The sequence below is a fragment of the Streptomyces sp. RKAG290 genome (assembly GCF_023701695.1).
In the GTDB taxonomy this organism is placed as follows: Bacteria; Actinomycetota; Actinomycetes; order Streptomycetales; family Streptomycetaceae; genus Streptomyces.
In genome coordinates, this window is sequence record NZ_JAJOZC010000001.1 from 5,974,433 (window position 1) to 5,998,028 (window position 23,596).

At 70.3% G+C, this 23,596-nt stretch carries 17 protein-coding genes and 6 pseudogenes; 12 read left to right on the forward strand and 11 right to left on the reverse strand.

Annotated elements, in window-relative coordinates; genetic code table 11:
• Window position 1: 1 nt before the first annotated feature.
• Complete coding sequence (locus LNW71_RS26405) at window positions 2-1,537, reverse strand: S8 family serine peptidase (protein WP_250970496.1); 1,536 nt, start codon at window positions 1,535-1,537, stop codon at window positions 2-4.
• A 292-nt stretch (window positions 1,538-1,829) separates the two neighbouring features.
• Here LNW71_RS26405 and LNW71_RS26410 point away from each other — a divergent pair, with 292 nt between their 5' ends.
• The 3 genes from LNW71_RS26410 to moaA all read left to right on the forward strand — a co-directional run bounded on the left by LNW71_RS26410 (window position 1,830) and on the right by moaA (window position 5,018).
• Window positions 1,830-2,195 (forward strand): DUF485 domain-containing protein, encoded by a 366-nt coding sequence (locus LNW71_RS26410; RefSeq protein ID WP_250970497.1) that lies wholly within the window; start codon window positions 1,830-1,832, stop codon window positions 2,193-2,195.
• Window positions 2,192-3,829 (forward strand): cation acetate symporter, encoded by a 1,638-nt coding sequence (locus tag LNW71_RS26415; RefSeq protein WP_250970498.1) that lies wholly within the window; start codon window positions 2,192-2,194, stop codon window positions 3,827-3,829. The genes LNW71_RS26410 and LNW71_RS26415 overlap by 4 nt, the downstream gene beginning before the upstream one ends.
• A 199-nt stretch (window positions 3,830-4,028) precedes the next feature.
• Complete coding sequence (gene moaA / locus LNW71_RS26420) at window positions 4,029-5,018, forward strand: GTP 3',8-cyclase MoaA (protein ID WP_250970499.1); 990 nt, start codon at window positions 4,029-4,031, stop codon at window positions 5,016-5,018.
• A 68-nt stretch (window positions 5,019-5,086) separates the two neighbouring features.
• Here moaA and LNW71_RS26425 read toward each other — a convergent pair whose 3' ends face one another.
• Both LNW71_RS26425 and LNW71_RS26430 read right to left on the reverse strand, forming a co-directional pair.
• Complete coding sequence (locus LNW71_RS26425) at window positions 5,087-5,338, reverse strand: hypothetical protein (RefSeq protein WP_250972156.1); 252 nt, start codon at window positions 5,336-5,338, stop codon at window positions 5,087-5,089.
• A gap of 227 nt (window positions 5,339-5,565) precedes the next feature.
• Window positions 5,566-5,940: a DUF3099 domain-containing protein gene (locus LNW71_RS26430; RefSeq protein ID WP_250970500.1), complete on the reverse strand. Its 375-nt coding sequence runs from the start codon at window positions 5,938-5,940 to the stop codon at window positions 5,566-5,568.
• Window positions 5,941-6,186: 246 nt separating this feature from the next.
• Between LNW71_RS26430 and LNW71_RS26435 the strand changes: the two genes are divergently transcribed.
• Window positions 6,187-6,465: a GlsB/YeaQ/YmgE family stress response membrane protein gene (locus LNW71_RS26435; RefSeq protein WP_250970501.1), complete on the forward strand. Its 279-nt coding sequence runs from the start codon at window positions 6,187-6,189 to the stop codon at window positions 6,463-6,465.
• Between the two features lie 93 nt (window positions 6,466-6,558).
• Here the strand turns inward: LNW71_RS26435 and tyrS are convergent.
• The 3 pseudogenes from tyrS to LNW71_RS26450 all read right to left on the reverse strand — a co-directional run bounded on the left by tyrS (window position 6,559) and on the right by LNW71_RS26450 (window position 10,812).
• Window positions 6,559-7,826, reverse strand: a pseudogene (gene tyrS, locus LNW71_RS26440) (tyrosine--tRNA ligase).
• A gap of 74 nt (window positions 7,827-7,900) precedes the next feature.
• Window positions 7,901-9,293 (reverse strand): annotated as a pseudogene (locus LNW71_RS26445) (metallopeptidase TldD-related protein).
• Window positions 9,290-10,812 (reverse strand): annotated as a pseudogene (locus LNW71_RS26450) (TldD/PmbA family protein). The pseudogenes LNW71_RS26445 and LNW71_RS26450 overlap by 4 nt, the downstream one beginning before the upstream one ends.
• A gap of 267 nt (window positions 10,813-11,079) precedes the next feature.
• Here LNW71_RS26450 and fabG point away from each other — a divergent pair.
• The 3 genes and pseudogenes from fabG (at window position 11,080) to LNW71_RS26465 (ending at window position 13,133) form a co-directional block, all read left to right on the forward strand.
• Window positions 11,080-11,798 (forward strand): annotated as a pseudogene (fabG, locus tag LNW71_RS26455) (3-oxoacyl-[acyl-carrier-protein] reductase).
• Window positions 11,799-11,803: 5 nt separating this feature from the next.
• Window positions 11,804-12,571, forward strand: a complete 768-nt coding sequence (gene fabI / locus LNW71_RS26460) for an enoyl-ACP reductase FabI (protein ID WP_250970502.1) — start codon at window positions 11,804-11,806, stop codon at window positions 12,569-12,571.
• Window positions 12,572-12,731: 160 nt separating this feature from the next.
• A complete protein-coding gene (locus LNW71_RS26465; protein WP_250970503.1) occupies window positions 12,732-13,133 on the forward strand; it encodes a hypothetical protein in 402 nt (133 codons plus the stop codon).
• Between the two features lie 90 nt (window positions 13,134-13,223).
• Here LNW71_RS26465 and LNW71_RS26470 read toward each other — a convergent pair whose 3' ends face one another.
• Window positions 13,224-13,898 carry a FadR/GntR family transcriptional regulator gene (locus LNW71_RS26470; RefSeq protein ID WP_250970504.1) on the reverse strand — a complete coding sequence of 225 codons (675 nt, stop codon included), beginning with the start codon at window positions 13,896-13,898 and terminating at the stop codon, window positions 13,224-13,226.
• 111 nt (window positions 13,899-14,009) lie between these two features.
• Between LNW71_RS26470 and LNW71_RS26475 the strand changes: the two are divergent.
• The 4 genes and pseudogenes from LNW71_RS26475 (at window position 14,010) to LNW71_RS26490 (ending at window position 16,379) form a co-directional block, all read left to right on the forward strand.
• Window positions 14,010-15,295, forward strand: a pseudogene (locus LNW71_RS26475) (CynX/NimT family MFS transporter).
• Window positions 15,289-15,432: an SGM_5486 family transporter-associated protein gene (locus LNW71_RS26480; protein ID WP_250970505.1), complete on the forward strand. Its 144-nt coding sequence runs from the start codon at window positions 15,289-15,291 to the stop codon at window positions 15,430-15,432. The pseudogene LNW71_RS26475 and the gene LNW71_RS26480 overlap by 7 nt, the downstream one beginning before the upstream one ends.
• A gap of 147 nt (window positions 15,433-15,579) precedes the next feature.
• On the forward strand, window positions 15,580-15,786 hold the full coding sequence (locus LNW71_RS26485; RefSeq protein WP_250970506.1) for a hypothetical protein: 207 nt from the start codon (window positions 15,580-15,582) through the stop codon (window positions 15,784-15,786).
• Window positions 15,787-15,860: 74 nt separating this feature from the next.
• Complete coding sequence (locus tag LNW71_RS26490) at window positions 15,861-16,379, forward strand: histidine phosphatase family protein (RefSeq protein WP_250970507.1); 519 nt, start codon at window positions 15,861-15,863, stop codon at window positions 16,377-16,379.
• Window positions 16,380-16,482: 103 nt separating this feature from the next.
• Here LNW71_RS26490 and serB read toward each other — a convergent pair whose 3' ends face one another.
• The gene (serB, locus tag LNW71_RS26495; RefSeq protein WP_374119453.1) at window positions 16,483-17,655 is read right to left on the reverse strand and encodes a phosphoserine phosphatase SerB; all 1,173 of its coding nucleotides are present in this window, start codon (window positions 17,653-17,655) and stop codon (window positions 16,483-16,485) included.
• 471 nt (window positions 17,656-18,126) lie between these two features.
• Here serB and LNW71_RS26500 point away from each other — a divergent pair, with 471 nt between their 5' ends.
• Window positions 18,127-20,607 (forward strand): FHA domain-containing protein, encoded by a 2,481-nt coding sequence (locus LNW71_RS26500; protein WP_374119538.1) that lies wholly within the window; start codon window positions 18,127-18,129, stop codon window positions 20,605-20,607.
• 105 nt (window positions 20,608-20,712) lie between these two features.
• On the opposite strand, the gene LNW71_RS26505 is transcribed toward LNW71_RS26500, so the two are convergent.
• The 3 genes and pseudogenes from LNW71_RS26505 to LNW71_RS26515 form a co-directional block, all read right to left on the reverse strand.
• Window positions 20,713-21,441 carry a transglycosylase SLT domain-containing protein gene (locus LNW71_RS26505; protein ID WP_250970509.1) on the reverse strand — a complete coding sequence of 243 codons (729 nt, stop codon included), beginning with the start codon at window positions 21,439-21,441 and terminating at the stop codon, window positions 20,713-20,715.
• A 312-nt stretch (window positions 21,442-21,753) separates the two neighbouring features.
• Window positions 21,754-22,829: pseudogene (locus LNW71_RS26510) on the reverse strand (S-adenosylmethionine:tRNA ribosyltransferase-isomerase).
• On the reverse strand, window positions 22,826-23,554 hold the full coding sequence (locus LNW71_RS26515) for an SDR family oxidoreductase (RefSeq protein ID WP_250970510.1): 729 nt from the start codon (window positions 23,552-23,554) through the stop codon (window positions 22,826-22,828). Before LNW71_RS26515 ends, LNW71_RS26510 begins: the two are co-directional and overlap by 4 nt.
• Window positions 23,555-23,596 lie beyond the last annotated feature (42 nt).

Below are 23,596 nucleotides of genomic sequence, written 5' to 3' on the forward strand. Positions count from 1 at the left end.
ACTACCAGCGCACCGCGTCCAGCGCGTCCACCACACCGGCTCCGTAGAAACCGTTGCGCTGCTTGCCGCCCTCGCAGACCGCGTCGACGGTGCCGTCACCGTCGATGTCGTACGGGGCGCCGCACGCGGTGGCGTCGGCCTCCGCCGTCAGCAGGGCCTTCACCGCGGCCGCCGACGCGTACGGGTGCTTCGACTTGATCAGCGCGACGACTCCCGCGACATGCGGGGAGGCCATCGACGTACCGGCCATGTACCCGTACGCGCCGCCCGGCAGCGTGGACAGGATCAGACCGCTCGTCGCGGGCGGCTCGGGCGTCTGGTAGACCGTCGAGTCGCCGCCCGGGGCGGCGACGTCGATGACGCCGTTCCCGTAGTTCGAGTACGAGGCCTTCAGCCCCTTCGCACCCGTCGCCGAGACCGTCACGACTCCCGGCAGCATCGTCGGGATGTCCAGGCACTGCTTCGGGTCGATCGTCCGGGTGACCGGAGTGGTGTCGTTGGGGCTGCCCGTGTCCTCGATCGAGTCGGCAGCCAGGTCCTCGGCCGAGTTGCCCGCCGCGGCCACGTTGACCGTGCCCCTGCTCTCCGCGTACCGCGTGGCCCGGGCGACGGCCTCGACCAGCGCACCCTGGTCCGGGTCGTTCTTGCAGTTGTACATCCACGGGTCGGTGTAATAGCTGTTGTTGGTGACATCGACACCGTGGTCGGCCGCCCAGACGAAGCCGCAGACGACGGACTCGGTGTAGAAGAACCCGTCCGGGTTCGCCACCTTGATCCCGGCGACCTTCACCCCCGGCGCCACACCCGTCACCCCGACACCGTTCTTCGCGGCGGCGACGGTGCCCGCGACATGGGTGCCGTGCGGGCTCTCACCGGTCTTCGGACGCCAGGAGCCGTCCGTGGTGTCCGGTGCGCCGGAGACACAGTTCGCCGAGGCGCCGCGGTCGAAGTTCGGAGCGATGTCCGGGTGCGTGTCGTCGACACCCGTGTCGATGACCGCGACCGTCACCTTCCGGCTGCCCAGCGACTTCTCGTGCGCCTTGTCCGCCTTGATGGCGGACAGGTCCCACTGCAGCGGCTCCATCGGGTCCTGGTCCGCCGTCGCCCGTGCCGCGGCGCTGCGCTCCTGCTGCGCGGTGAGCGGCTGCTCCACCCCGATGTCCTTGGTGGCCTGCGGGACGATCGGGTTGGTACGGGTGGCGCCCGCCGAAGCCACGCCCCTGACCCGGCGTATGGACTGCGCGAAGTCCGGGTTCTGCGAATGGACGACGAGGACACCGATCCGGTCGTAGGCGATCACCACCGTGCCGCCGGCCCGCTCCACCGCCTTGCGCACCTGCTTGACGGTGCCGTGGCCGCCCCGTGTGTTGACCACGTACGACAGCTTCGGTCCGTCCGTCGACGCCGCCGCCGCGGGCCGCCCGTCCACCGGTGAGGCAGTGGCGGCACCGGTCGGCAGGAAGCCGAGCGACGCGGTGAGGGCCAATCCGACGGGCAGCGTCAGTGCGCGCGTCCGTCTGGATCCCAGATGAGCCATGGGGTCTCCACTTCATCCGTGTCAGTCGACCGGACACCGGGCGCGTCCAGTCGCGTACATGACCAGTGAAGCTATCGCTGATCATCCCGGCTCATCAATGAGTTGGCGTGAACCCGTCCGCACCGGTGCCCCCGTAGGAGTGAGGAGGAGAACGAGGAATCCGCGGTGAACCGCTTCGCCGCGCGCTGCGTGCCGTTGTCAGGGGAGGCGCACCATCACCCCCCGATATCGAGGTTCCGCAGTGAAATCAACCGTCCCCACCACCACCGCACCCGCGTCGCGAGGAGATTCCGTGGCTACCGATGCACCGCCGCCCGAGGGCAATACGGAGACAGGGCCGGCCCAGCCCACGACCGAGGTCTTCATCGCGGAGCAGGAGAGCGCGGAATTCGGCGAACTGCGCCGCTCGTACCGCTCGTTCGCCTTCCCGCTGACCGTCGCCTTCGTCCTCTGGTACCTGCTGTACGTGCTGCTCTCCAACTATGCGGGCGGCTTCATGGGCACCAAGGTCTACAGCAACTTCAACGTGGCCTTCGTCTTCGGACTCGCCCAGTTCCTCACCACGTTCCTCATCGCCTGGTTCTACTCGCGGCACGCCGCGGCGAAGCTCGATCCGAAGGCCGAGGCCATCAAGTCCCGTATGGAGGCAGACGTATGAGCGCCGCTTACCACTCCCACACCGCCGTGCTCGCCGCCTCTTCCACCACCGAGCACCGGCCGTTGATCATCACGCTCTTCGCGGTCTTCGTCGCCGCGACCCTCGGCATCACCGTCTGGGCCGGCCGTCAGACCAAGAGCGCGTCCGACTTCTACGCGGGCGGACGCCAGTTCACCGCCTTCCAGAACGGACTCGCGGTCTCCGGCGACTACATGTCCGCCGCCTCGTTCCTCGGCATCGCCGGAGCCATCGCCCTCTTCGGCTACGACGGCTTCCTCTACTCGATCGGCTTCCTCGTCGCCTGGCTGGTCGCCCTGCTGCTGGTGGCCGAACCGCTCCGCAACTCGGGCCGTTACACCATGGGCGACGTCCTCGCCTACCGGATGCGACAGCGCCCGGTGCGCACCGCTGCCGGTGTCTCCACCATCATCGTGTCGATCTTCTACCTGCTGGCACAGATGGCGGGCGCGGGTGTGCTGGTCTCCCTGCTCCTCGGCATCACCAGTGACGCCGGAAAGATCCTCATCGTTGCGCTGGTCGGCGTACTGATGATCGTGTACGTCACCATCGGCGGCATGAAGGGCACCACCTGGGTGCAGATGGTCAAGGCCGTGCTGCTCATCGCGGGCGCCATCCTGATGACCTTCATGGTCCTGTGGAAGTTCGACTTCAACGTCTCCGACCTGCTGGGCACCGCCGCCGAGAAGAGCGGCCACGGCGCGTCGTTCCTGGAGCCCGGCCTCAAGTACGGCGCCACCGGCACCTCGAAGCTGGACTTCCTCTCCCTCGGCATCGCCCTGGTCCTGGGCACCGCGGGCCTGCCGCACATCCTGATCCGCTTCTACACGGTGCCGACCGCCAAGGCCGCCCGTAAGTCGGTCAACTGGGCCATCGGCATCATCGGCGCCTTCTACCTGATGACGATCGCCCTCGGATTCGGTGCCGCGGCCCTCATCGGCCCGAAGGAGATCATCGCGAAGAACCCGGCAGGCAACGCGGCGGCGCCCCAGCTCGCCGAGTACCTCGGCGGGGTCGGCACCACCGGCGGAGCCGTCATGCTCGCCGTCATCTCCGCCGTCGCCTTCGCCACCATCCTGGCCGTCGTCGCGGGTCTCACCCTCGCCTCCTCGTCCTCCTTCGCCCACGACATCTACGCCAACGTCATCCGCAAGGGGAAGGCCAGCGAGAAGGAGGAGATGCGGGCCGCCCGCTGGGCCACCGTCTTCATCGGCGCGGCCGCCATCCTGCTGGGCGCCTTCGCCCGCGACATGAACGTCGCCGGCCTGGTGGCGCTCGCCTTCGCCGTCGCCGCCTCGGCCAACCTGCCGACGCTCCTCTACAGCCTCTTCTGGAAGCGGTTCACCACCCAGGGCGCGCTGTGGTCGATCTACGGCGGTCTGGCCAGCTCCGTGATCCTGGTGCTGTTCTCGCCGGTCGTCTCCGGCAACGCGAAGACCTCGATGTTCAAGGGCGTCGACTTCTCCTGGTTCCCGCTGGAGAACCCGGGCCTGATCTCCATCCCGCTGGGCTTCCTGCTCGGCTGGATCGGCTCCCTCCTGTCGAAGGAGGAGCCGGACAAGGGCAAGTACGCCGAGCTGGAGGTCAAGTCCCTCACCGGTATCGGAGCGCACTGAACCGGAACCGGCCGAGAGCTGGAGATTCACCCAGGAGTTCGCCCCGCACACACTCCTTGCCCGCGGCCGCGTCGTAGAGTCCTACGACGCGGCCGCGCCGCTCCTCGTGCCAAACGGGCCCCTTCGTTGTCACTCGACTCGCGTAGTCTCGGAAGAGTCAGCAACCAGGACCGGGAAGTCACCGGAGGAGGGGCCCACCATGCTCATCGACACTTTCGACCGGGTCGCCACCGACCTCCGCGTCTCGCTCACCGACCGGTGCAATCTGCGCTGCACCTACTGCATGCCCGAGGAAGGCCTGCAGTGGCTGGCCAAGCCCGACCTGCTCAGTGACGACGAGATCGTCCGGCTCGTCCGGATCGCCGTCACGCAGCTGGGGATCACGGAAGTCCGCTTCACCGGCGGAGAGCCGCTGCTGCGCCCCGGACTCGTCTCCATCGTCGAACAGTGCGCGGCCCTGGCGCCCCGCCCGAAGATGTCGCTGACGACCAACGGCATCGGGCTGAAGCGGACCGCCGCCGCGCTCAAGGCCGCAGGCCTGGACCGGGTCAACGTCTCTCTGGACACCCTGCGCCCCGACGTGTTCAAGACCCTCACCCGCCGTGACCGCCACCACGACGTCCTGGCCGGTCTCGAAGCCGCCCGGGACGCCGGGCTCACCCCGGTCAAGGTCAACACCGTCCTGATGCCGGGGCTCAACGACGACGAGGCCCCCGACCTGCTGGCCTGGGCCGTGGAGAACGCGTACGAGCTCCGCTTCATCGAGCAGATGCCGCTCGACGCGCAGCACGGCTGGAAGCGCGACGGCATGATCACAGCCGGTGACATCCTGGAGTCGCTGCGCACCCGCTTCGACCTCACCGCGGAAGGCGACGACGAGCGCGGCTCCGCACCGGCCGAGCGCTGGCTGGTCGACGGTGGCCCCCACCGGGTCGGCGTCATCGCCTCCGTCACCCGGCCGTTCTGCCGGGCCTGCGACCGCACCAGGCTCACCGCCGACGGCCAGGTGCGCACCTGCCTGTTCGCCCGCGAGGAGACCGACCTGCGCGGCGCACTGCGCTCGGAAGCGCCGGACGAGGAGATCGCCCGGATCTGGAAGGTCGCGATGTGGGGCAAGAAGGCCGGATCCGGCCTCGACGACCCGTCCTTCCTGCAGCCCGACCGCCCGATGTCGGCGATCGGCGGCTAGCCGGACCTCAGGTCTGCCGGTCGGGTCGGGCCGGATCAGGCGTTACCGGCATGATCCAGCCGAGAGACCTAGACGGGGGGCGAGTCCGGTGACTCCCACTCCGCCAGCGTCACCACGTCCTTGAGGAAGCCCCGCACTCCCAGGAACGAGGACAGGTGCTCCCGGTGCTCGTCACAGGCCAGCCAGGTCTTGCGGCGCTCCGGGGTGTGCAGCTTCGGGTTGTTCCAGGCAAGCACCCACACGGCGTCGGCACGGCAGCCCTTCGCCGAGCAGACCGGGGCGTCGCCGGCACTGCCGGCCGCAGATTCAGGGGAGTTCACGTTCACGGACTCAACCCTAGGCCAGCCACCACGGCCGCCTTCATATGCATCCCCAGCCGGAGAAAGGGCGACGCCGAGCAGCCACGGGGGGAGCTGCCCGGCGTCGGTCCGTCGCTCCGACGGGGGATGCGGAGCGCCTACGAAGTATGTCACGCACACCGGGGTGCAGTGCACTGGAACTTCATGATTGATCTGAGGTTTTCTTGAGCTTGGGCCCCGCCGCGGGCTCAGGTGTGCTGTTGCGGATCCGGGGTCCGGAAGACCTGTTCGCTATCCGGTCCCGCCTCCGCCGGAGCGGCCGCCGGAGCCGTGCCGAGCACCGGCCGCGTGGGGGCCGGGACGAAGGTCGACGGCAGTGAAGGGGCGTTCTCCCGGCCCGCGTTGGCGATGACCACGGCTACGTACGGGAGCAGGACGCCCAGCGCGAGCCCCACGATCGCCACATGCCGTTCCACGTTCCACAGGACCGCCGCGGCGACCACCGACAGGGTGCGCACGGACATCGAGATCACGTACCGCCGCTGCCTGCCGCGCACATCGTCGGCGAGTCCCTGCCGGGCACCCGTGATCCGGAAGACCTCGGTGCCGCTCTGCTTCCGCATCACGTCTCCACCCACCTTCCCCCGGTTCCTCGCGAACCCGGGGGACCCCATGCCTGCGCCGGACACTTCCCGGACCGGACCGGTCCCACGGTACGCCCGGCATCCGCCGCGTTCGAGACCGGGGCGCGCCGTATACGTACATCACGTGCGCCTGGCGCACGTACGGACCTGTCCGACATGCGGTGTACACGCCCAGGACGGAGACTGATCGGACATTCGCGACACTTCGTCGCACGAGGAGGCGGCATGAGCTGGTTGTGGGCAATCATCGTGGGCCTGGTTCTCGGTCTGATCGCGAAGGCGATCCTGCCGGGGAAGCAGGAGATCCCACTCTGGCTGACGACCATTTTCGGCATCATCGGCAGCATCCTCGGTAATGCTGTCGCCACCTGGATCGGTGTCAACGACACCAAGGGCATCGACTGGACGCGCCACCTGCTCCAGCTGATCGGTGCGGTGGTGGTGGTCGGTGTCGGCGACATGCTGTGGGCTTCGATCCGTGGCACCAAGCGGCAGAAGACCTGAGCTCCGGACCCCGAAGACCTGAGCTCCGGACACGACAAGCACTGCGGCCGGGCACGCGCGATGCGTGCCCGGCCGCAGTGCTTGTTCCCAGGTTCAGCCGGCCGTGACCTCGATGGCCGCGAGGTTCTTCTTGCCCCGGCGCAGCACCAGCCAGCGCCCGTGCAGCAGCTCCTCGCGGGCCGGCGCCACCTCGCCGTCGGCGACCTTGACGTTGTTCACGTACGCGCCGCCCTCCTTGACCGTGCGGCGCGCGCCCGACTTGCTGGGCGCCAGACCGACCTCGACGAGCAGGTCGACCAGCGGTGCGAGCTCGGTGACCTGCGCGTGCGGTACCTCGGAGAGCGCCGCGCCCAGCGTCGCCTCGTCCAGTTCGCCGAGCTCGCCCTGGCCGAACAGCGCCTTCGACGCGGCGATGACCGCGGCGCACTGGTCCGCGCCGTGCACCAGCGTCGTCAGCTCCTCGGCCAGCGCACGCTGCGCCGCCCGCGCCTGCGGCCGCTCCTCGGTGACCTTCTCCAGCTCCTCCAGCTCGGCAGGGCTCAGGAAACTGAGGATGCGCATGTAGCGGGAGATGTCCCGGTCGTCCACGTTCAGCCAGAACTGGTAGAACGCGTACGGCGTCGTCATCTCCGGGTCGAGCCAGACGGCACCGCTCTCGGACTTGCCGAACTTGGTCCCGTCCGCCTTCGTCATCAGCGGCGTCGCCAGCGCGTGCACCTCCGCGCCCGGCTCCAGGCGGTGGATCAGGTCCAGGCCCGCGGTGAGGTTGCCCCACTGGTCGCTGCCCCCTGCTGGAGGGTGCAGCCGTGGCGCCGGTACAGCTCCAGGAAGTCCATGCTCTGGAGCAGCTGGTAGCTGAACTCGGTGTAGCTGATGCCCTCGTCGGACTCCAGCCGCCGGGCGATGGAGTCCTTGGTGAGCATCTTGTTGACCCGGAAGTGCTTGCCGATGTCCCGCAGGAACTCGATCGCGGACATCCCCGCGGTCCAGTCCAGGTTGTTCACCATGACCGCGGCGTTCTCGCCCTCGAAGGACAGGAACGGCTCGATCTGGGACCGCAGCCGCGACACCCAGAGCGCGACCGTCGCCGGGTCGTTGAGCGTGCGCTCGGCGGTCGGCCGCGGGTCACCGATCTGGCCCGTGGCCCCGCCCACCAGGGCGAGCGGCCGCAGCCCGGCCCGCTGGAGCCGGCGCATGGTGAGCACCTGCACCAGGTGGCCGACGTGCAGACTCGCCGCGGTGGGGTCGAATCCGCAATAGAACGTGACGGGACCGTCCGCGAGAGCCTTGCGCAGTGCGTCCTCGTCAGTGGACTGGGCGAACAGCCCGCGCCACTTCAGCTCGTCGACGATGTCCGTCACGGTTCCGTGTCTCCTCAGCTACCTGTATGGATACGTGTTACGTGTATGGAAAGGCACCCGCCAGTCTAGGCGGGTCACACCCCCGCGCTGACCGAGCTCATGTTGAAGTCCGGGATGCGCAGCGCGGGCATCGCGGCCCGGGTGAACCAGTCGCCCCACTCGCGCGGCAGCGTCTTCTCGGTGCGGCCGGCCTCCGTGGCCCGCGACAGGAGGTCCACCGGTGACTCGTTGAAGCGGAAGTTGTTCACCTCGCCCACCACCTCGCCGCCCTCCACGAGATACACCCCGTCCCGGGTCAGCCCGGTCAGCAGCAGTGTGGCCGGGTCGACCTCCCGGATGTACCACATGCACGTCAGCAGCAGCCCGCGACCGGTCGTCGCCGCCACCATGTCCTCCAGGGACCGCTCGCCGCCGCCCTCCAGCAGCAGGTTGTCGATCGACGGTGCGAGCGGCAGCCCGGTCAGCTCCGCCGTGTGCCGGGTGGTCGTCAGCTGCTCGAGTCTGCCGTCCCTGACCCAGTCGGTCCGGCTCAGCGGCAGCCCGTTGTCGAAGACCGAGCCACCGTCCCCGGAGGAGTGGGCGAGGACGAACGGCGCCGACTCGAGACCCGGCGCGTGCGGGTCGCTGCACAGCGTCAGCGGCAGCTCGGAAAGCGTCTCGCCGAGCCGGGTGCCGCCGCCGGGCTTGGAGAACACCGTCCGGCCCTCAGTGGCGTCCCGGGCGGTCGAGGACCACAGCTGGTAGATCAGCAGGTCCGCGACAGCCGTTGGCGGCAGCAGCGTCTCGTACCGTCCGGCCGGCAGCTCGATGCGGCGCTCCGCCCAGCTCAGCCGCTGGGCCAGCTCCGCGTCCAGCTCGGCCGGGTCGACGTCCTTGAAGTCGCGGGTGGCGCGGCCCGCCCAGGCGGAGCGAGAGCGGTCGGGGGACTTGGCGTTCAGCTCCAGCGTCCCGTTCGGCTGGTCGTGGCGCAGCCGCAGCCCCGTCGACGTCCCGAGATAGGTCGAGGTCATCTCGTGGTTGGCGAAGCCGTACAGCTCCCGGCCGCCGGAACGGGCCCGGGCGAAGGCGTCGCCGAGCGCGGGGCGAACGCGGCGAACACGTCCGAGTCCGTCTCCGCGGGCGCGTCCGTGAAGTCGGGGGAGGCGGGCACCCCGGTGACCAGCGGCTGCGCGTCCTCGGCCGGCCCGGCCCCGCGTGCGGCGGCCTCAGCGGCCCGCACCAGCGGCTCCAGATCCGCCGCGGTGACGGCGGACCTGGACACCACGCCGGACGCGGCGCCCTGGGACCCGTCGACCGTGGCGATCACGGTCAGCGTGCGGCCCTGGTCACCCCGTTCGTGGTGAGCGCGTTGCCCGCCCAGCGCAGGTTGGCCGACGACTCCTCGTCGGCGATGACCACACAGCCGTCGGCGGTGGACAGTTCGAGTGCGCGCTCGACGATCTCGTACGGCTTGCTGACGCGGCTCATCGCCCGGCCTCCTGCGTCGTGTTGAGGATGTTCACGCCTCGGAAGAGGGCGGAGGGGCAGCCGTGCGAGACCGCCGCGACCTGGCCCGGCTGGGCCTTGCCGCAGTTGAAGGCGCCGCCCAGGACGTAGGTCTGCGGGCCGCCGACCTTCTCCATCGAGCCCCAGAAGTCCGTCGTCGTCGCCTGGTAGGCGACATCGCGCAGCTGCCCGGCGAGCTTGCCGTTCTCGATGCGGAAGAACCGCTGCCCGGTGAACTGGAAGTTGTACCGCTGCATGTCGATCGACCAGGACCGGTCGCCGACCACGTAGATCCCGCGCTCCACCCCGCCGATCAGGTCCTCCGTGGAGAGCCCGCCCGGATCCGGCTGCAAGGACACATTGGCCATGCGCTGCACGGGGACATGGCCCGGCGAGTCCGCGTACGCGCAGCCGTTGGACCGGCCCAGACCCGTCAGCTTCGCGATCCGGCGGTCCAGCTGGTAGCCGACCAGCGTCCCGTCCTTGACCAGGTCCCAGGACTGCGCCTCGACGCCCTCGTCGTCGTAGCCGATCGTCGCGAGCCCGTGCTCGGCCGTGCGGTCGCCCGTCACGTTCATCACCGGGGAGCCGTACGCCAGCTTCCCCAGCTGGTCGAAGGTGGCGAACGAGGTCCCCGCGTACGCCGCCTCGTACCCCAGCGCCCGGTCCAGCTCGGTGGCGTGTCCGATCGACTCATGGATGGTCAGCCACAGATTGGACGGGTCGACCACCAGGTCGTACGTCCCCGGCTCCACACCGGGTGCCCGCATCTTCTCGGCCAGCAGCCCGGGAATCTGCTCCAGCTCCGCGTCCCAGTCCCAGCCGGTCCCGGTCAGGTACTCCCAGCCGCGCCCGGCCGGCGGCGCGATCGTGCGCATCGAGTCGAACCCGCCGGTCGTCGCGTCCACCGCCACCGCCGTGAACTGCGGATGCAGGCGCACCCGCTGCTGGGTGGTGACCGTGCCCGCCGAATCGGCGTAGAACTTGTTCTCGTGGACGGTCATCAGGGAGGCGTCCACGTGCGCGACGCCCGCCGCCCCAGGAGCCTGCCGCTCCACTCGGCGAGCAGCCCGGCCTTCTCCTCGGCCGGTACGTCGAAGGGGTCGAGGTCGTACGCCGACACCCAGCTCCGCTCCCCGTGCACCGGCTCGTCCGCCAGTTCCACCCGCTCGTCGGACCCGGCGGCGGCGATCACCTTGGCCGACAGCTTCGCCATGGCGACCGCCTGTGAGGCCACCTTCGCCGCGGCGTCCATCGTCAGGTCCACCCCGGAGGCGAACCCCCACGCCCCGCCGTGCACCACCCGCACCGCGTAGCCGAGGTCGGTGGTGTCCGATGACCCGGCCGGCCGGGCGTCCCGCAGCCGCCACGTGGCGCTGCGCACCCGCTCGAAGCGGAAGTCGGCGTGCACGGACCCGAGCGCCCGCGCGCGGGCGAGCGCCGCGTCGGCCAGGGGCCTCAGCGGAAGGGCAAGGAACGACTGATCTACCTCATGGGGCACGGGCGGCCATCTCCTCTTCGTCGCATACCCTCGGATCGTTTACGAGGCAGTGAAGCATGGTCAACACGGTGTCGCGGGCGAATTGTGTGCCGGACGGGCGGCCGTCCGGCCGGGCCGGTGGCCGGGCCGGGTCCGGTGCGACCGGGGGTGCGACTGTAGGAACCCGACAGTGCCCGGGGGTAGGCCCTGTCAGGGGCCGATTCCTCGTCGGGCGGGCGGTACCGATAGGTTTTCGGTGTACCAGACCGCCAAGGAAAGGGTGATCCGTTGAGCCGCTCGGTTCTCGTCACCGGAGGAAACCGGGGCATCGGCCTCGCCATCGCGCGCGCTTTCGCCGACAACGGCGACAAGGTCGCGATCACCTACCGTTCCGGTGAGCCACCCGCGGCGCTCACCGAGGCCGGTGTTCTCGCGGTCCGTTGCGACATCACCGACGCCGAACAGGTGGAGCAGGCCTACAAGGAGATCGAGGAGAAGCACGGCAACGTGGAGGTGCTGGTCGCCAACGCCGGTATCACCAAGGACCAGTTGCTGATGCGTATGTCCGAGGAGGACTTCACGTCCGTCCTCGACACCAACCTCACCGGCACCTTCCGGGTCGTCAAGCGTGCCAACCGCGGCATGCTGCGCGCCAAGAAGGGCCGCGTGGTCCTCATCTCCTCCGTCGTCGGTCTCCTCGGCTCGGCGGGACAGGCCAACTACGCCGCGTCCAAGGCCGGTCTGGTCGGCTTCGCCCGTTCGCTGGCCCGTGAGCTCGGCTCGCGGAACATCACGTTCAACGTCGTCGCGCCCGGCTTCGTCGACACCGACATGACGCAGGCACTCACCGAGGAGCAGCGCAAGGGCATCGTGTCCCAGGTGCCGCTCGGCCGCTACGCGCAGCCCGGGAGATCGCCGCCGCGGTGCGCTTCCTCGCCTCCGACGACGCGTCGTACATCACTGGAGCCGTCATCCCCGTTGACGGCGGATTGGGCATGGGTCACTGATCACCATGAGCGGAATTCTCGACGGCAAGCGCATCCTCATCACCGGGGTGCTGATGGAGTCGTCCATCGCGTTCCACACCGCCAAGGTGGCCCAGGAGCAGGGCGCGGAGGTCATCCTGACCGCCTTCCCGCGGCCCACGCTGACGGAGCGCATCGCCAAGAAGCTGCTCAAGCCGGCCAAGGTCCTCGAACTGGACGTGACCAACGCCGAGCACCTGGACCGGCTCGCCGGTCTGGTGCGTGACGAGCTGGGCTCGCTCGACGGTGTCGTCCACTCCATCGGCTTCGCGCCGCAGGACGCGCTCGGCGGCAACTTCCTCAACACCCCGTTCGAGTCGGTCGCCACGGCCATGCACGTCTCGGCGTTCTCGCTGAAGTCGCTCGCCATGGCGTGCAAGCCGCTGATGAGCGAGGGCGGTTCGATCGTCGGCCTCACCTTCGACGCGCAGTTCGCCTGGCCGCAGTACGACTGGATGGGTCCGGCGAAGGCCGCCCTGGAGGCCACCTCCCGCTACCTCGCCCGTGACCTGGGCAAGGACGGGCTGCGCTGCAACCTGGTCTCCGCCGGGCCGATCGGCTCGATGGCCGCCAAGTCCATCCCGGGCTTCGGTGAGCTCGCCGACGTGTGGAACACCCGCTCCCCGCTGGCGTGGGACATGTCCGACCCGGAGCCGGCGGGCCGCGGCGTCGTCGCGCTCCTGTCGGACTTCTTCCCGAAGACGACGGGCGAGATCGTCCACGTCGACGGTGGCGTGCACATGATGGGTGCCTGACCCCTCACACCCCCGGCCGCGCACCGCCTCCCCGGAGGCGGTGCGCGGCCGTTTGCCTTCTCCCGCCCGGCCTCCCGGCGCTCAGGTCGAAAAGCTGGTCGATCCACCGCAGAATGTGGAGGAACCGGACTTCTGGTCAGGCTGAGGGGAGGAGATCGCCGTGCGCGGCACACGTCACCGAACCCGGACCCGGTCCCTGCTGGCGGCCTGCGCGGTCGTCGCCGGACTGCTCGTACCGGCCGGTCTCCTCGTGGCCGGGCACGTCGGGATCACCGGCGCGGCCGCGGCCGCGGCGCCCGACCCCGAGCCCTCCGGCGCCGAGTGCCGTACCTCCGTCCGGGACTCCCGGGTCGTCGCCTACTGCCACAACCCGTACCCGTCCTCCGACCGCGTGCAGCTGCACACCGAGTGCGCCCGCTGGTGGGACATCGACGCGGACTCGAAACCGGTCGACGTCGGGCCTGGGCGGACCGTACGGCTGGAGGACCGCTGCTGGAAAGAGGTCGGCTCCGCCTGGGTGACCCACGCCGGTGAACCCCGCGCGGGTACGCCCAAGGCTTAGGGGCCTTCGTTTGGATCAGCCCGGATCGGGCTGCGGCGCCGGGGCACGCGGGCCCCGGCATGATCCGAACGAGAGGCAGAGGGGCAGCCCTTAGACCCGGTCGACCAGGCAGCTGAGCGCGTGGCTCGCGGCCTCGGTCGCCGCGGTCTCCGCGTCACCGGCCCGGATCGCCTCGACCAGCCGCCCGTGGTCCATGTGGTTCTCCGGCCGCAGCTCGTGCCCCACATCGACCCGCAGGTAGTCCCGCAGCAGATCACCCAGGTCGGCGTAGAGCCCGGTCAGCACGTCGTTGTGCGAGGCGGCGACCACGGCCAGGTGCAGCGTCGCGTCCGCCGCCACGAAGGCCTCGGCGTCCCCCGCGGCCCAGGTCTCCTCCCGGCGCCGCATGAGGGCGTCCAGCTGCTTCAGGTCCCGCTCGGTGCGCCGGGCGGCTGCCAGCCGGGCCGCCGACGACTCCAGCGTCGAGCGCAGCTCGGCGATGTGGCGCGGGTCGGCGGACGCGAACCGGCGGTGCATCACCCCGGCCAGCTCGCTGGTGGCGGCCACATAGGTGCCCGAGCCCTGCCGGATGTCGAGCAGGCCGTTGTGCGCGAGCGCGCGCACCGCCTCGCGGACGGTGTTACGGGCCACCCCGAGCTGTTCGACCAGCTCGGGCTCGGTCGGGATGCGCGAACCCACGGGCCACTCGCCCGAGGTGATCTGGTTCCTCAGCTGGGCAATCACCTGGTCGGCGAGTGCCGAACGCCGCGGGGACGTCAGCGCCATGGTGCTCCTTGTTCGGGTGTCCGGGGCGGGGACCATCCCGCCGTTCTCGGGGTATCCGAATGCTCTCAGAGGATTGGACAACTAATCATCCCATGATTCTATGATGGCCCCATGCGTGACGACGAAACCACTCCCCAGACCGCGACCCGGACCCTGAGTCCCGCCACCCCGGCGGCCCCCCAAGCCGACGCCCCCGCCTCACCGGCCGGCCCCGCCCCGTGGCTGCTCCGTCTGGTCGTCGTCGGGCTCGTCCTCACCGCGCTCAACCTCCGCCCCGCCATCACCAGCCTCGGCGCCCTCCTGGAAGAGGTGCGCGACGGGCTGCACATGAGCGGCAGCGTCGCCGGGGTGCTCACCTCCGTCCCGCCGCTCTGCTTCGCGGTCTTCGGTGTCATGGCGCCGCGCCTGGCCCGTCGCTTCGGCCCCGGAGCGGTCGTCTGCGCCGGCATGGTCGCCATCACGGCCGGCCTGGTGATCCGGCCCCTCATCGGCGGCACGGCCGGCTTCCTGGCCGCGAGCGCGCTCGCCCTCATGGGCATCGCCGTCAGCAACGTCCTGATGCCGGTGATCGTCAAGCGCTGGTTCCCGGACCGGGTCGGCTCCATGACCGGCCTCTACTCCATGGCCCTGGCCCTCGGCACCTCGCTGGCCGCCGCCGTGACCGTACCCATGACCGAGGCGATGGGCGGCAGTTGGAAGGCGGGCCTCGGCATGTGGGCCGTGCTGGCCGCCGCCGCGATCCTGCCCTGGATCCCCCTCGTACGGAACCGGAGCGGCGCCCCCGGGCAGCCCTCGGCCCACCGGTCGCAGGACCCGGCCCTGAGGATCACCCGCAGCCGTACCGCCTGGAGCCTCGCCTGCTTCTTCGGCCTGCAGGCCACCGCCGCGTACATCACGATGGATGGATGCCGCAGATCTTCCGCGACGCCGGGGTCTCGGCGGGCACCGCGGGCGTTCTGCTCGCCGTCACCATGGCGATGGGCGTCCCGCTCGCCTTCGTCATCCCGCGGGTCGCCGCCCGGATGAAGAACCAGGGCCCCATCGTCGTCCTCCTCGGCGCCTGCGGCCTCATCGGCTACGCGGGCCTCTACCTCGCACCGTCCGGCGGGGCCTGGGCCTGGGCGCTGCTCCTGGGCATCTCGAACTGCGCCTTCCCGCTCGCCCTCACGATGATCGGCATGCGCTCCCGCAGCGGTGCCGGAGTCGTCAGGCTGTCCGCGTTCGCCCAGTCCACCGGCTATCTGATCTCGATCCCGGGCCCGCTCCTGGTCGGCGTGCTCTACCAGCACAGCGGCGGCTGGGGGCTGCCGATCGCGCTGATGGCGGCCCTGATGGTGCCGCAGATGGTGGTGGGTGTCCTGGCCGGCCGGGACCGGACGATCGAGGACGAATGCTGAGATGCGAGACTGAGCCCATGTCTCCTGTGCTCGACCCGAATCCTCAGAACGGTCAGAAGAAGCTGCTCCTCGTCCTCGGGGCAATGCTGCTGATCTCGGTCGTCATCGCCGTCATCGCCACTCTCGCCTCCCCCTGACCCCGGGCCCCGCGACGATGGTGGGGCTAGCCCCACCATCCCCTAGGGGGCCAGGGTCAGGGGGAAGTGGGTGGGTCACCGGATGGGGTGGGCGGCCCCCGATCCGTAGGTTTCAGGTATCGGAACCGATGACCCACGGAGGCGGACATGCCGGCCCCAACGCACACCCGGTCCACCCGCCCCGATGCGGGCACCGTCGAGATCCGGCTGCCGTGGTGGGCCGTCGCGCTGCCCGCCGTGGCCTTCGGCGCGCTTCTGCTGCTGATCACCGCACCGGGCCAGGCGCACGCTGCCACGGGCGATCCGGCGGTCGGCCAGTTGCTTGAGCGAATCACGGACCTGCTGACCCGCTGACGGCCGGCGCCCCGGGCGGGGGAGCCCTCCAACACCCTGCGCCAGGTGGCACATTTCGTGCGAAGCTGAGGTGTATGAGCGTCGATACACCTCGCAGGATCGCCCTTCTCAGGCATGCAAAGGCGGAATGGTCGCAGGACGCGGACCATGAGCGGCCGCTCGCGGAGCGCGGCCGCAAGGACGCCCCCGTGGCAGGCCGCAAACTCGTGGATTCCGGGATCGCCTTCGATCTGGCCCTCTGCTCGACCGCCGCCAGGACGCGCGAGACGTGGAAGCTGGCCGTGCACGAGATGCCGGAGCGCCCCAGGACCGTGTACGAGGAGCGGCTGTACGAGGCCTCGCTCGGTGAGCTGATCGCGCTGGTCAACGAGACCCCGGACGAGGTCCGCGACCTGCTGGTGATCGGCCACAACCCGGGTATGCACGCGCTCGCCGACGCGCTCTCGGGTTCGGCGGAGGGCGACGCCCTGAGCCGGATGACGCGCGGCGGCTTCCCGACCGCCGCGTTCGCCGTGATCGAGCTCCCCGGCACCTGGAAAGGCGTGGAGCACGGCATCGGCAGACTCACCGAGTACTGGACTCCGAACGACTGACCCCACCCGGTCCACCTGAAGGGCCCCGGTGCGCACGCTTCGGCTTGCGCACCGGGGCCCTTCGTGCTGCCGGGCCGGAGCCCCGGTCGGCAGCGGCGAGGCCCTACTCGACGAGACCGTCGGCGGCCTCGACCTCCTCGCGGGTGATGCCGAGCAGATAGAGCACGGTGTCCAGGAACGGCACGTTCACCGCCGTGTGCGCGGCCTGGCGGACGACCGGCTTGGCGTTGAAGGCGACGCCGAGCCCCGCGGTGTTCAGCATGTCCAGATCGTTCGCGCCGTCACCGATCGCCACGGTCTGCGCCAGCGGCACCCCCGCCTGCGCGGCGAAACTGCGCAGCAGCCGGGCCTTGCCCGCCCGGTCGACGATGTCCCCGGTCACCCTTCCGGTGAGCTTTCCGTCGACGACCTCCAGAGTGTTGGCAGAGGCGAAGTCGAGCCCGAGCCGCTCCTTGAGGTCATCCGTCACCTGGGTGAACCCGCCGGACACGACGCCCACTTGGTAGCCCAGCCGCTTCAGCGTACGGATCAGGGTGCGGGCCCCCGGGGTGAGCCGTACCTCGGCGCGCACCTTCTCCACCACCGACACGTCCAGACCCGCCAGCAGGGCCACCCGTGCGTGCAGCGACTGCTCGAAGTCGAGCTCGCCGCGCATCGCCTGTTCGGTCACCGCGGCGACCTCGGCCTCGCAGCCCGCGTGGGCCGCGAAGAGCTCGATGACCTCGTCCTGGATGAGCGTGGAGTCGACGTCCATCACGACGAGCCGTTGCGCGCGGCGGCTCAGCCCGGCCGAGACCACTGCCACGTCCACGCCGATCCCGGCGGCCTCGACGGCCAGCGCGGTCCGCAGCTGCTCGGTCCCGGTGCCGGACACCGCGAACTCGACCGCGGTGACCGGATACTTCGCCAGCCGGAAGATCCGGTCGATGTTCCCGCCGGTCGCGGTGATCATAGCCGCTATGGCGGCGGTCGACTCCGCGGTCAGCGGGTGCCCGAGCACCGTCACATGGGAACGGCCGTCGCCACGGGGCCGGTTGTCGCCCGTACCGGAGATGATCTCCGCCTGCAGCTTCAGCGACTCGGCCCAGCTGTGCACGGTGGCCCGCAGGTCGCCCGCGGTGGTGCCGCCCGCGGTCGGGGCGGTGACCAGTGCGCACAGGACGATGCGGCCACGGGTGACGACCTGCTCGATGTCGACGACGTCGACCGAGTAGGCGGCGAGGGTGTCGAACAGCCCGGCGGTGATCCCGGGACGGTCCTTCCCGAAGATCTTCACGAGGAGGGTCGGTGCGTCTATGCCCTGACGTGACTCGGGGGAGTCAGGAGACGGGGAGGACTGAGGGGCTGAGATGCGCTCATGGTGCCCCCACCGTATCGGTCCGCGACGCGCCCGCGGCAGCCCGTCCCGAGGACCGGACAGCTCGCAGCATGTACCCGATACCCCCTTTGCGTGATGTCTGCCGCCACTCGTCGCCAATTGTCGGGGTACAGGGGATTCCGCTTGGGCGGGTCCGTGTCGGTACAGGTCTCGGTGCGGTCACCCTCGGCCGCCCGGCTTTCGTATCGGGGACTGCTCCTGGAATAGTTCCCCACGATGTTCAGCATCCCTAGACTCCCTGCGACGGGGGTAATCGGGGGACAACTAGTGGGGCGCGGAGTGCCGGAACTCGTACTGGAATTGAATGGAAGGACCTGGGCGCTCGATCCGTCCAGGTCGTACACCCTCGGACGCGATCCGCAGGGCGACATGACGATCGACGACGCCCGGGTGTCGTGGCGGCATGCCACGATCAGCTGGAACGGCCGCAGTTGGTCCATCGAGGACCACGGCAGCACCAACGGCACGTACGTGCAGGGCCAGCGGATCCAGCAGATGGAGATCGGGCCCGGCTCCACCGTGAACCTGGGCAACGCCACCGACGGGCCCCGGCTGAGTCTCAGCGGGGCCGCGGCCGGCGTGTACAGCGGGCAGGCCGCGGGGGCCCAGGCTCCCGCCCAACAGCCGCAGCAGGCACCGCCGCAGCAACCCCAGCAGGCCCCGCCCCAGCAGGGCGGACCCGGCTGGCAGGGCCAGCAGCACAACCCCGCCCAGCAGCCACAGGCCTGGCAGCAGCCTCCCCAGGCCCAGCCGCAACCCCATGTCCCGCAGCAGGGCATGGCGAACCCGCCCTTCGGCGGCCCGGCCGGCGGCGCCGCGGGGGCGCCACCGGTCTACGGCGACCGCAGCCCGACCACGTTCCACCAGGTGGCTCTCGGCCGGGTGATGCGCATCGGCCGTGCGCTGGAGAACGAGCTGGTCGTCTCCGACCTGCAGGTCTCGCGCAACCACGCCGAGTTCCACGCGACGCCCGACGGCCGCTTCGAGATCCGTGACCTGGGATCCCACAACGGCACGTACGTCAACGGCCAGCCGCTCTCCAAGTCCGGCTCCGCGCTCATCGGCCCGAACGACATCGTCGGTGTCGGCCACTCCACCTTCCGCCTGGTCGGCGACCGGCTCGAGGAGTTCGTCGACACCGGCGAGGTCTCCTTCGCGGCGCGCCACCTCACGGTGACGGTCGACGGCGGCAAGCAGATCCTCAAGGACGTCTCGTTCGGCGTCCCGGAGAAGTCGCTGATCGGTGTCATCGGCCCGTCCGGCTCCGGAAAGTCCACCCTGCTCAAGGCGCTCACCGGCTACCGGCCCGCCAACCAGGGCGACGTCCTCTACGACAACCGGAACCTCTACAAGCAGTTCGCCGAGCTGAGGCAGCGCATCGGTCTCGTTCCGCAGGACGACATCCTGCACAAGGAACTCACGGTCACCAAGGCCCTCAAGTACGCGGCCAAGCTCCGCTTCCCCGCGGACACCACCGAGGCCGAGCGCCAGTCCCGGATCCTGGAAGTCCTTGCCGAGCTCAAGCTCGACATCCACAAGGACAAGAAGGTCACCTCGCTCTCCGGCGGCCAGCGCAAGCGGGTCTCGGTCGCCCTGGAGCTGCTCACCAAGCCGTCGCTGATCTTCCTGGACGAGCCGACCTCCGGCCTCGACCCGGGCATGGACCGCGATGTCATGCAGCTGCTGCGCGGCCTGGCCGACGACGGCCGTACGGTCCTCGTCGTCACGCACTCCGTCGCCGAGCTCGCCATCTGCGACAAGCTCCTGGTGATGGCGCCCGGCGGGGCCGTCGCCTACTTCGGCCCGCCGGAGGAGGCGCTCAACTTCTTCGGCTACACCACCTGGGCCGACGTCTTCTCCGCGTTCGAGAACTACCGCGACTACGACTGGGCGGGCCGCTGGCGCGGCTCGCAGCACTACCAGATGTACGCCGCCGACATCGACGCCGTCGCCGCACAGCCCGTACACATGCCGCCGCACCAGCAGATGCGTCCGCCGAAGCCGCAGGGCTGGGCGACGCAGCTGTGGACGCTGATGCGCCGCTACGTGTCGGTGATCGCGTCCGACAAGGGCTTCATGGGCCTGATGGTGATCCTGCCCGCGGTGCTCGGCATCGTCAGCGTGGTCATTCCGGCCGACTTCGGCCTGGGCCCGCCCAAGCCGCCGTCCCGGTTCAACGGCGACGCCGGAACGATCATGCTGATCCTCGTGGTCGGAATGACCTTCTCCGGCGCGGCCAACTCCGTGCGGGAGCTGATCAAGGAACGCGTGATCTACGAACGGGAACGGGCCACCGGCCTGTCCCGCTCCGCCTACCTGATGTCCAAGGTGATCGTGCTCGGCCTGATCACGGCCATCCAGGGCGTCATCATCTGCGGCATCGGCTTCGCCACCCGGGACCTGCCGGCGGAGGGCCTGATCATGCCGCCGGCCGTCGAGCTCTGCGTGACGATCATCGCGCTCGGCTTCACCTCGATGATGTTCGGCCTGGTGATCTCCTCGCTGGTGAAGACCTCCGAGAAGACCATGCCGCTGCTGGTCATGTTCGCGATCGTCCAGGTCGTCTTCACCGGCATTCTCTTCCAGGTCTACGGGTCGCCGGGCCTGGAGCAGTTCGCCTGGCTGATGCCGTCCCGCTGGGCCATCGCGGGCGCGGGCTCGACGCTCGACCTCGCGCACCTCATGCCGCCGTGGGACCAGAAGAACCCCACGGACCTGGACCCGCTGTGGGAGCACACGGCCGGCCAGTGGGGGATGAACATCGCGGTGCTGCTGTTCCTCGGCATCATCTGCGGTTTCGCGGTCGCGCGACTGCTGCGCCGCCACGAGCCCGAGGTCATGCGCAAGTAGCCGCGGGCGGCTGCGCACCGTACGACGCCGAAGGGCGGCACCCCGCACGGGGTGCCGCCCTTCGGCGCGTGTACTACTGCTGTGCCACGGTCTACGGGACCGGGCTCAGTACGCGCTGTCGACGTTGTCGATCGAGCCGTACTTGTCGGCGGCGTAGTTGGCCGCTGCCGTCAGGTTGGCGACCGGGTCGTACTGGCTGTGGGGGGTACCGCTCACGTGGTACGCGTCGAAGGTCGGCTTGATGATCTGGAGCAGACCGATCGACGGGACACCGTTGATGGCGTTGACGTCCCAGCCGTTCATGGCGTTCGGGTTGCCGCTGGACTCACGCATGATGTTGCGGTGCAGACCCTCGTACGTACCGGGGATGCCCTTGTCCTTCATGATGGACAGGGCCTCGTCGATCCAGCCGTCCAGGTTGTTCGCGTAGACGGGCTTACGGGCCTCGGAGCGGCTCGCGGCCTGCTTGCTGCGCTTGGCGGCGGCCTTCTTGGCCTTCGCCTTCTTCGCCTTCTTGGCCTTGGCCTCGGCCTTCTCCTTCACGGCCTCGGCCTTCTTGGCCTTGGCGGCGTCGGAGGCCTTCACCAGCTGCTCGGCGGTGGAGTGCTGCTCGATGATGCTGTTCTGAATGGTCTTGGCCTGCGGCGCGCCGGCGGCGGAAGCGAAGACCACCGGGGCGGCGGAGATTGCCTGCGGCTCGGTCTCGGCCTGTGCGTTACCGGGGACCAGGGACAAGGAGAGTGCCGCGGCGGCGACGGCGGAGACGCCGGCGACGGAGAGCTTCTGGGTCTTGTTCAGGCGGCGGAGACGGCCGGGAATGCTGGACGCGGACATACAGACGTACCTCTTCGAATCGCGGAAGTCCTCACGGAGGACGAAGACGGGAAGCGACTGCGCATCTCCGTCGGGGACGAGTGCAATTCTTAGCGGCGGCAAAATGCTGTGGCAAAGGTGTGACGTACGAAGCCGGGTAGTGGAACCGGGCCTCCCTCCCAGGGGGATATCGGAGCCCATGCCCACCCAAATCGCCCTTATGGGTCCACTAGCGGGCTTCGTAAGTGACGTGGGTCCTATGCGCGGCCTCACATCGGCCGGGTAACAAACTCACCGAACGTTGCACGAGCAATACGGAATGTGGCGTTCCGTTCAGCGTGGCGACCCGACGGGTGACTCCGGCGGGCCTGCCGGGAGCAGCAGATGGACATCCCCGAACTCGTGCCAGAGGTACCGCCGGCGCAGCGCCTCGGCATATCCGCAGCTCAGCGCCTGTGCACCCGCGATCGCCTCCAGCATCAGCAGGTGCGAGGCGGCCGGCTCGTGCAGCCCGGTCAGCAGCCCGTCCACCGCCCGTACGCCCCGCTGCGGCGTCACCACCAGATCCGTCCAGCCCGCGGCGGCCCGCACCACCCCGTCCGGCCCGGCGCAGGACTCCAGGGCGCGCACCGCCGTCGTCCCCACCGCGATCACCCGCCCGCCGCCCGCCCGTGCCGCGTTCGCCAGCCAGGCCGTCGCCCCCGGCACCTCGAAGCGCTCCGGGTAGGGCGGCTCGTGCGCCTCCACCGAGGCCACCCCGTGTGCAGCGTCAGCGGGGCGAACTGCACCCCTCGGCTCACCAGCGCCGCCACCAGCGCCGCGGTGAAGGGCCGGGCCGCGCTCGGCATCTCCGCCGAACCGCTCCCGTCGGCGGTGGGCAGCGCGAACACCGTCTGGTAGGCGGAGAGCGGCTGGTCCCGCTCCGTGTAGCCGTACCGGATCGGCCGCCCGTGGCGGCGCAGCAGTCCGGGCACGTCGACCGAGGCCCGCGCCCACCACAGCCGGGCCCCCGCACCGGCCAGCGGCTCCTCCAGCACCAGCCGGGAGCCGCCCGGCAGCCGGACGGCCGCCCCTGCCGGCCCACCACGGCGCGGCGCCGTCGCCCCGGCCCCGTCCGGCCGCCGCAGCTCCACCGCCCAGCGCCCGTCCTCACCCCGGGTCGAGAAGTGCACCACCACGCGGTCACCGCCCACCCGCCCGTTCACCGCGGCGGCGAGCGTCGGGGAGGTGTTGACCACCAGCACGTCGCCGGCCCGCAGCTGACCCGCCAGCTCCCGGAACGCGTGGTGGGACACCTCCCGCCCCCGCGACACCAGCAGCCGTACGTCGTCCCTCCCGGTACCCCGCTGCTCGGCGGGCACCCGTGCCGACAGCTCAGCGGGCACCCGGAGCGCGTCGAGGGCGGTCACCGCTCCGCCCCGGCCGTGATGTCCGCCCCGGCCGTCCGCAGCAGTGCGGGCGCCGCATAGCGGCCGCTCGGCGGCCGCAGGTCCAGCAGCCGCAGGAACGCGGGCGCCACATCCGCCGGGTCCGGCCGGGGACTGTCGTCGTCCGGCACCGCCGCCGCGTAGAGCGCGGTCCGCATGTCACCCGGATCGACGGACCACACCCGCAGCTGCGGCTCCTCCGCCGCCAGCACCGCGGCCAGCTGGTCGAGCGCGGCCTTCGACGCCCCGTAACCGCCCCAGGTCGGGTACGCCTCCGCCGCCGCGTCCGAACTCACCACCACGACCGCACCCGCCGCCGCGGACCGCAGCAGCGGCAAGGTCTCCTGCAGCAGACCGAGCGCCGCCACCACATTGGTCTCCAGCGCCTGCCGCAGGCCGGCCGGTGCCAGCGCGTCCAGCCGTACGAGGGGCTCGGCGCCCAGCGCGCTCGCGTTGCTCACCAGCAGATCGAGCCCGCCCAGTGCCCCGGCCGCCACGGCCAGCTCCGCCCGGTGTCCGGCATCGGTGACATCACCGGCGAGGGCCACCACCCGCGTCCCGTACCGGCCCCGCAGCTCCTTCGCCGTCTCCTCCAGCGCCCCGGCCGTCCTGGCGTCCAGCACCAGATCCCAGCCCCGCCCGGCGAGTGCGTCCCCCAGCGCCCGGCCCAGCCCCTTGGAAGCACCCGTAATCAATGCGACAGACATGTCAACCGTCCCCTTCGAACCGCCGAGCAGCCTCGTGGACCG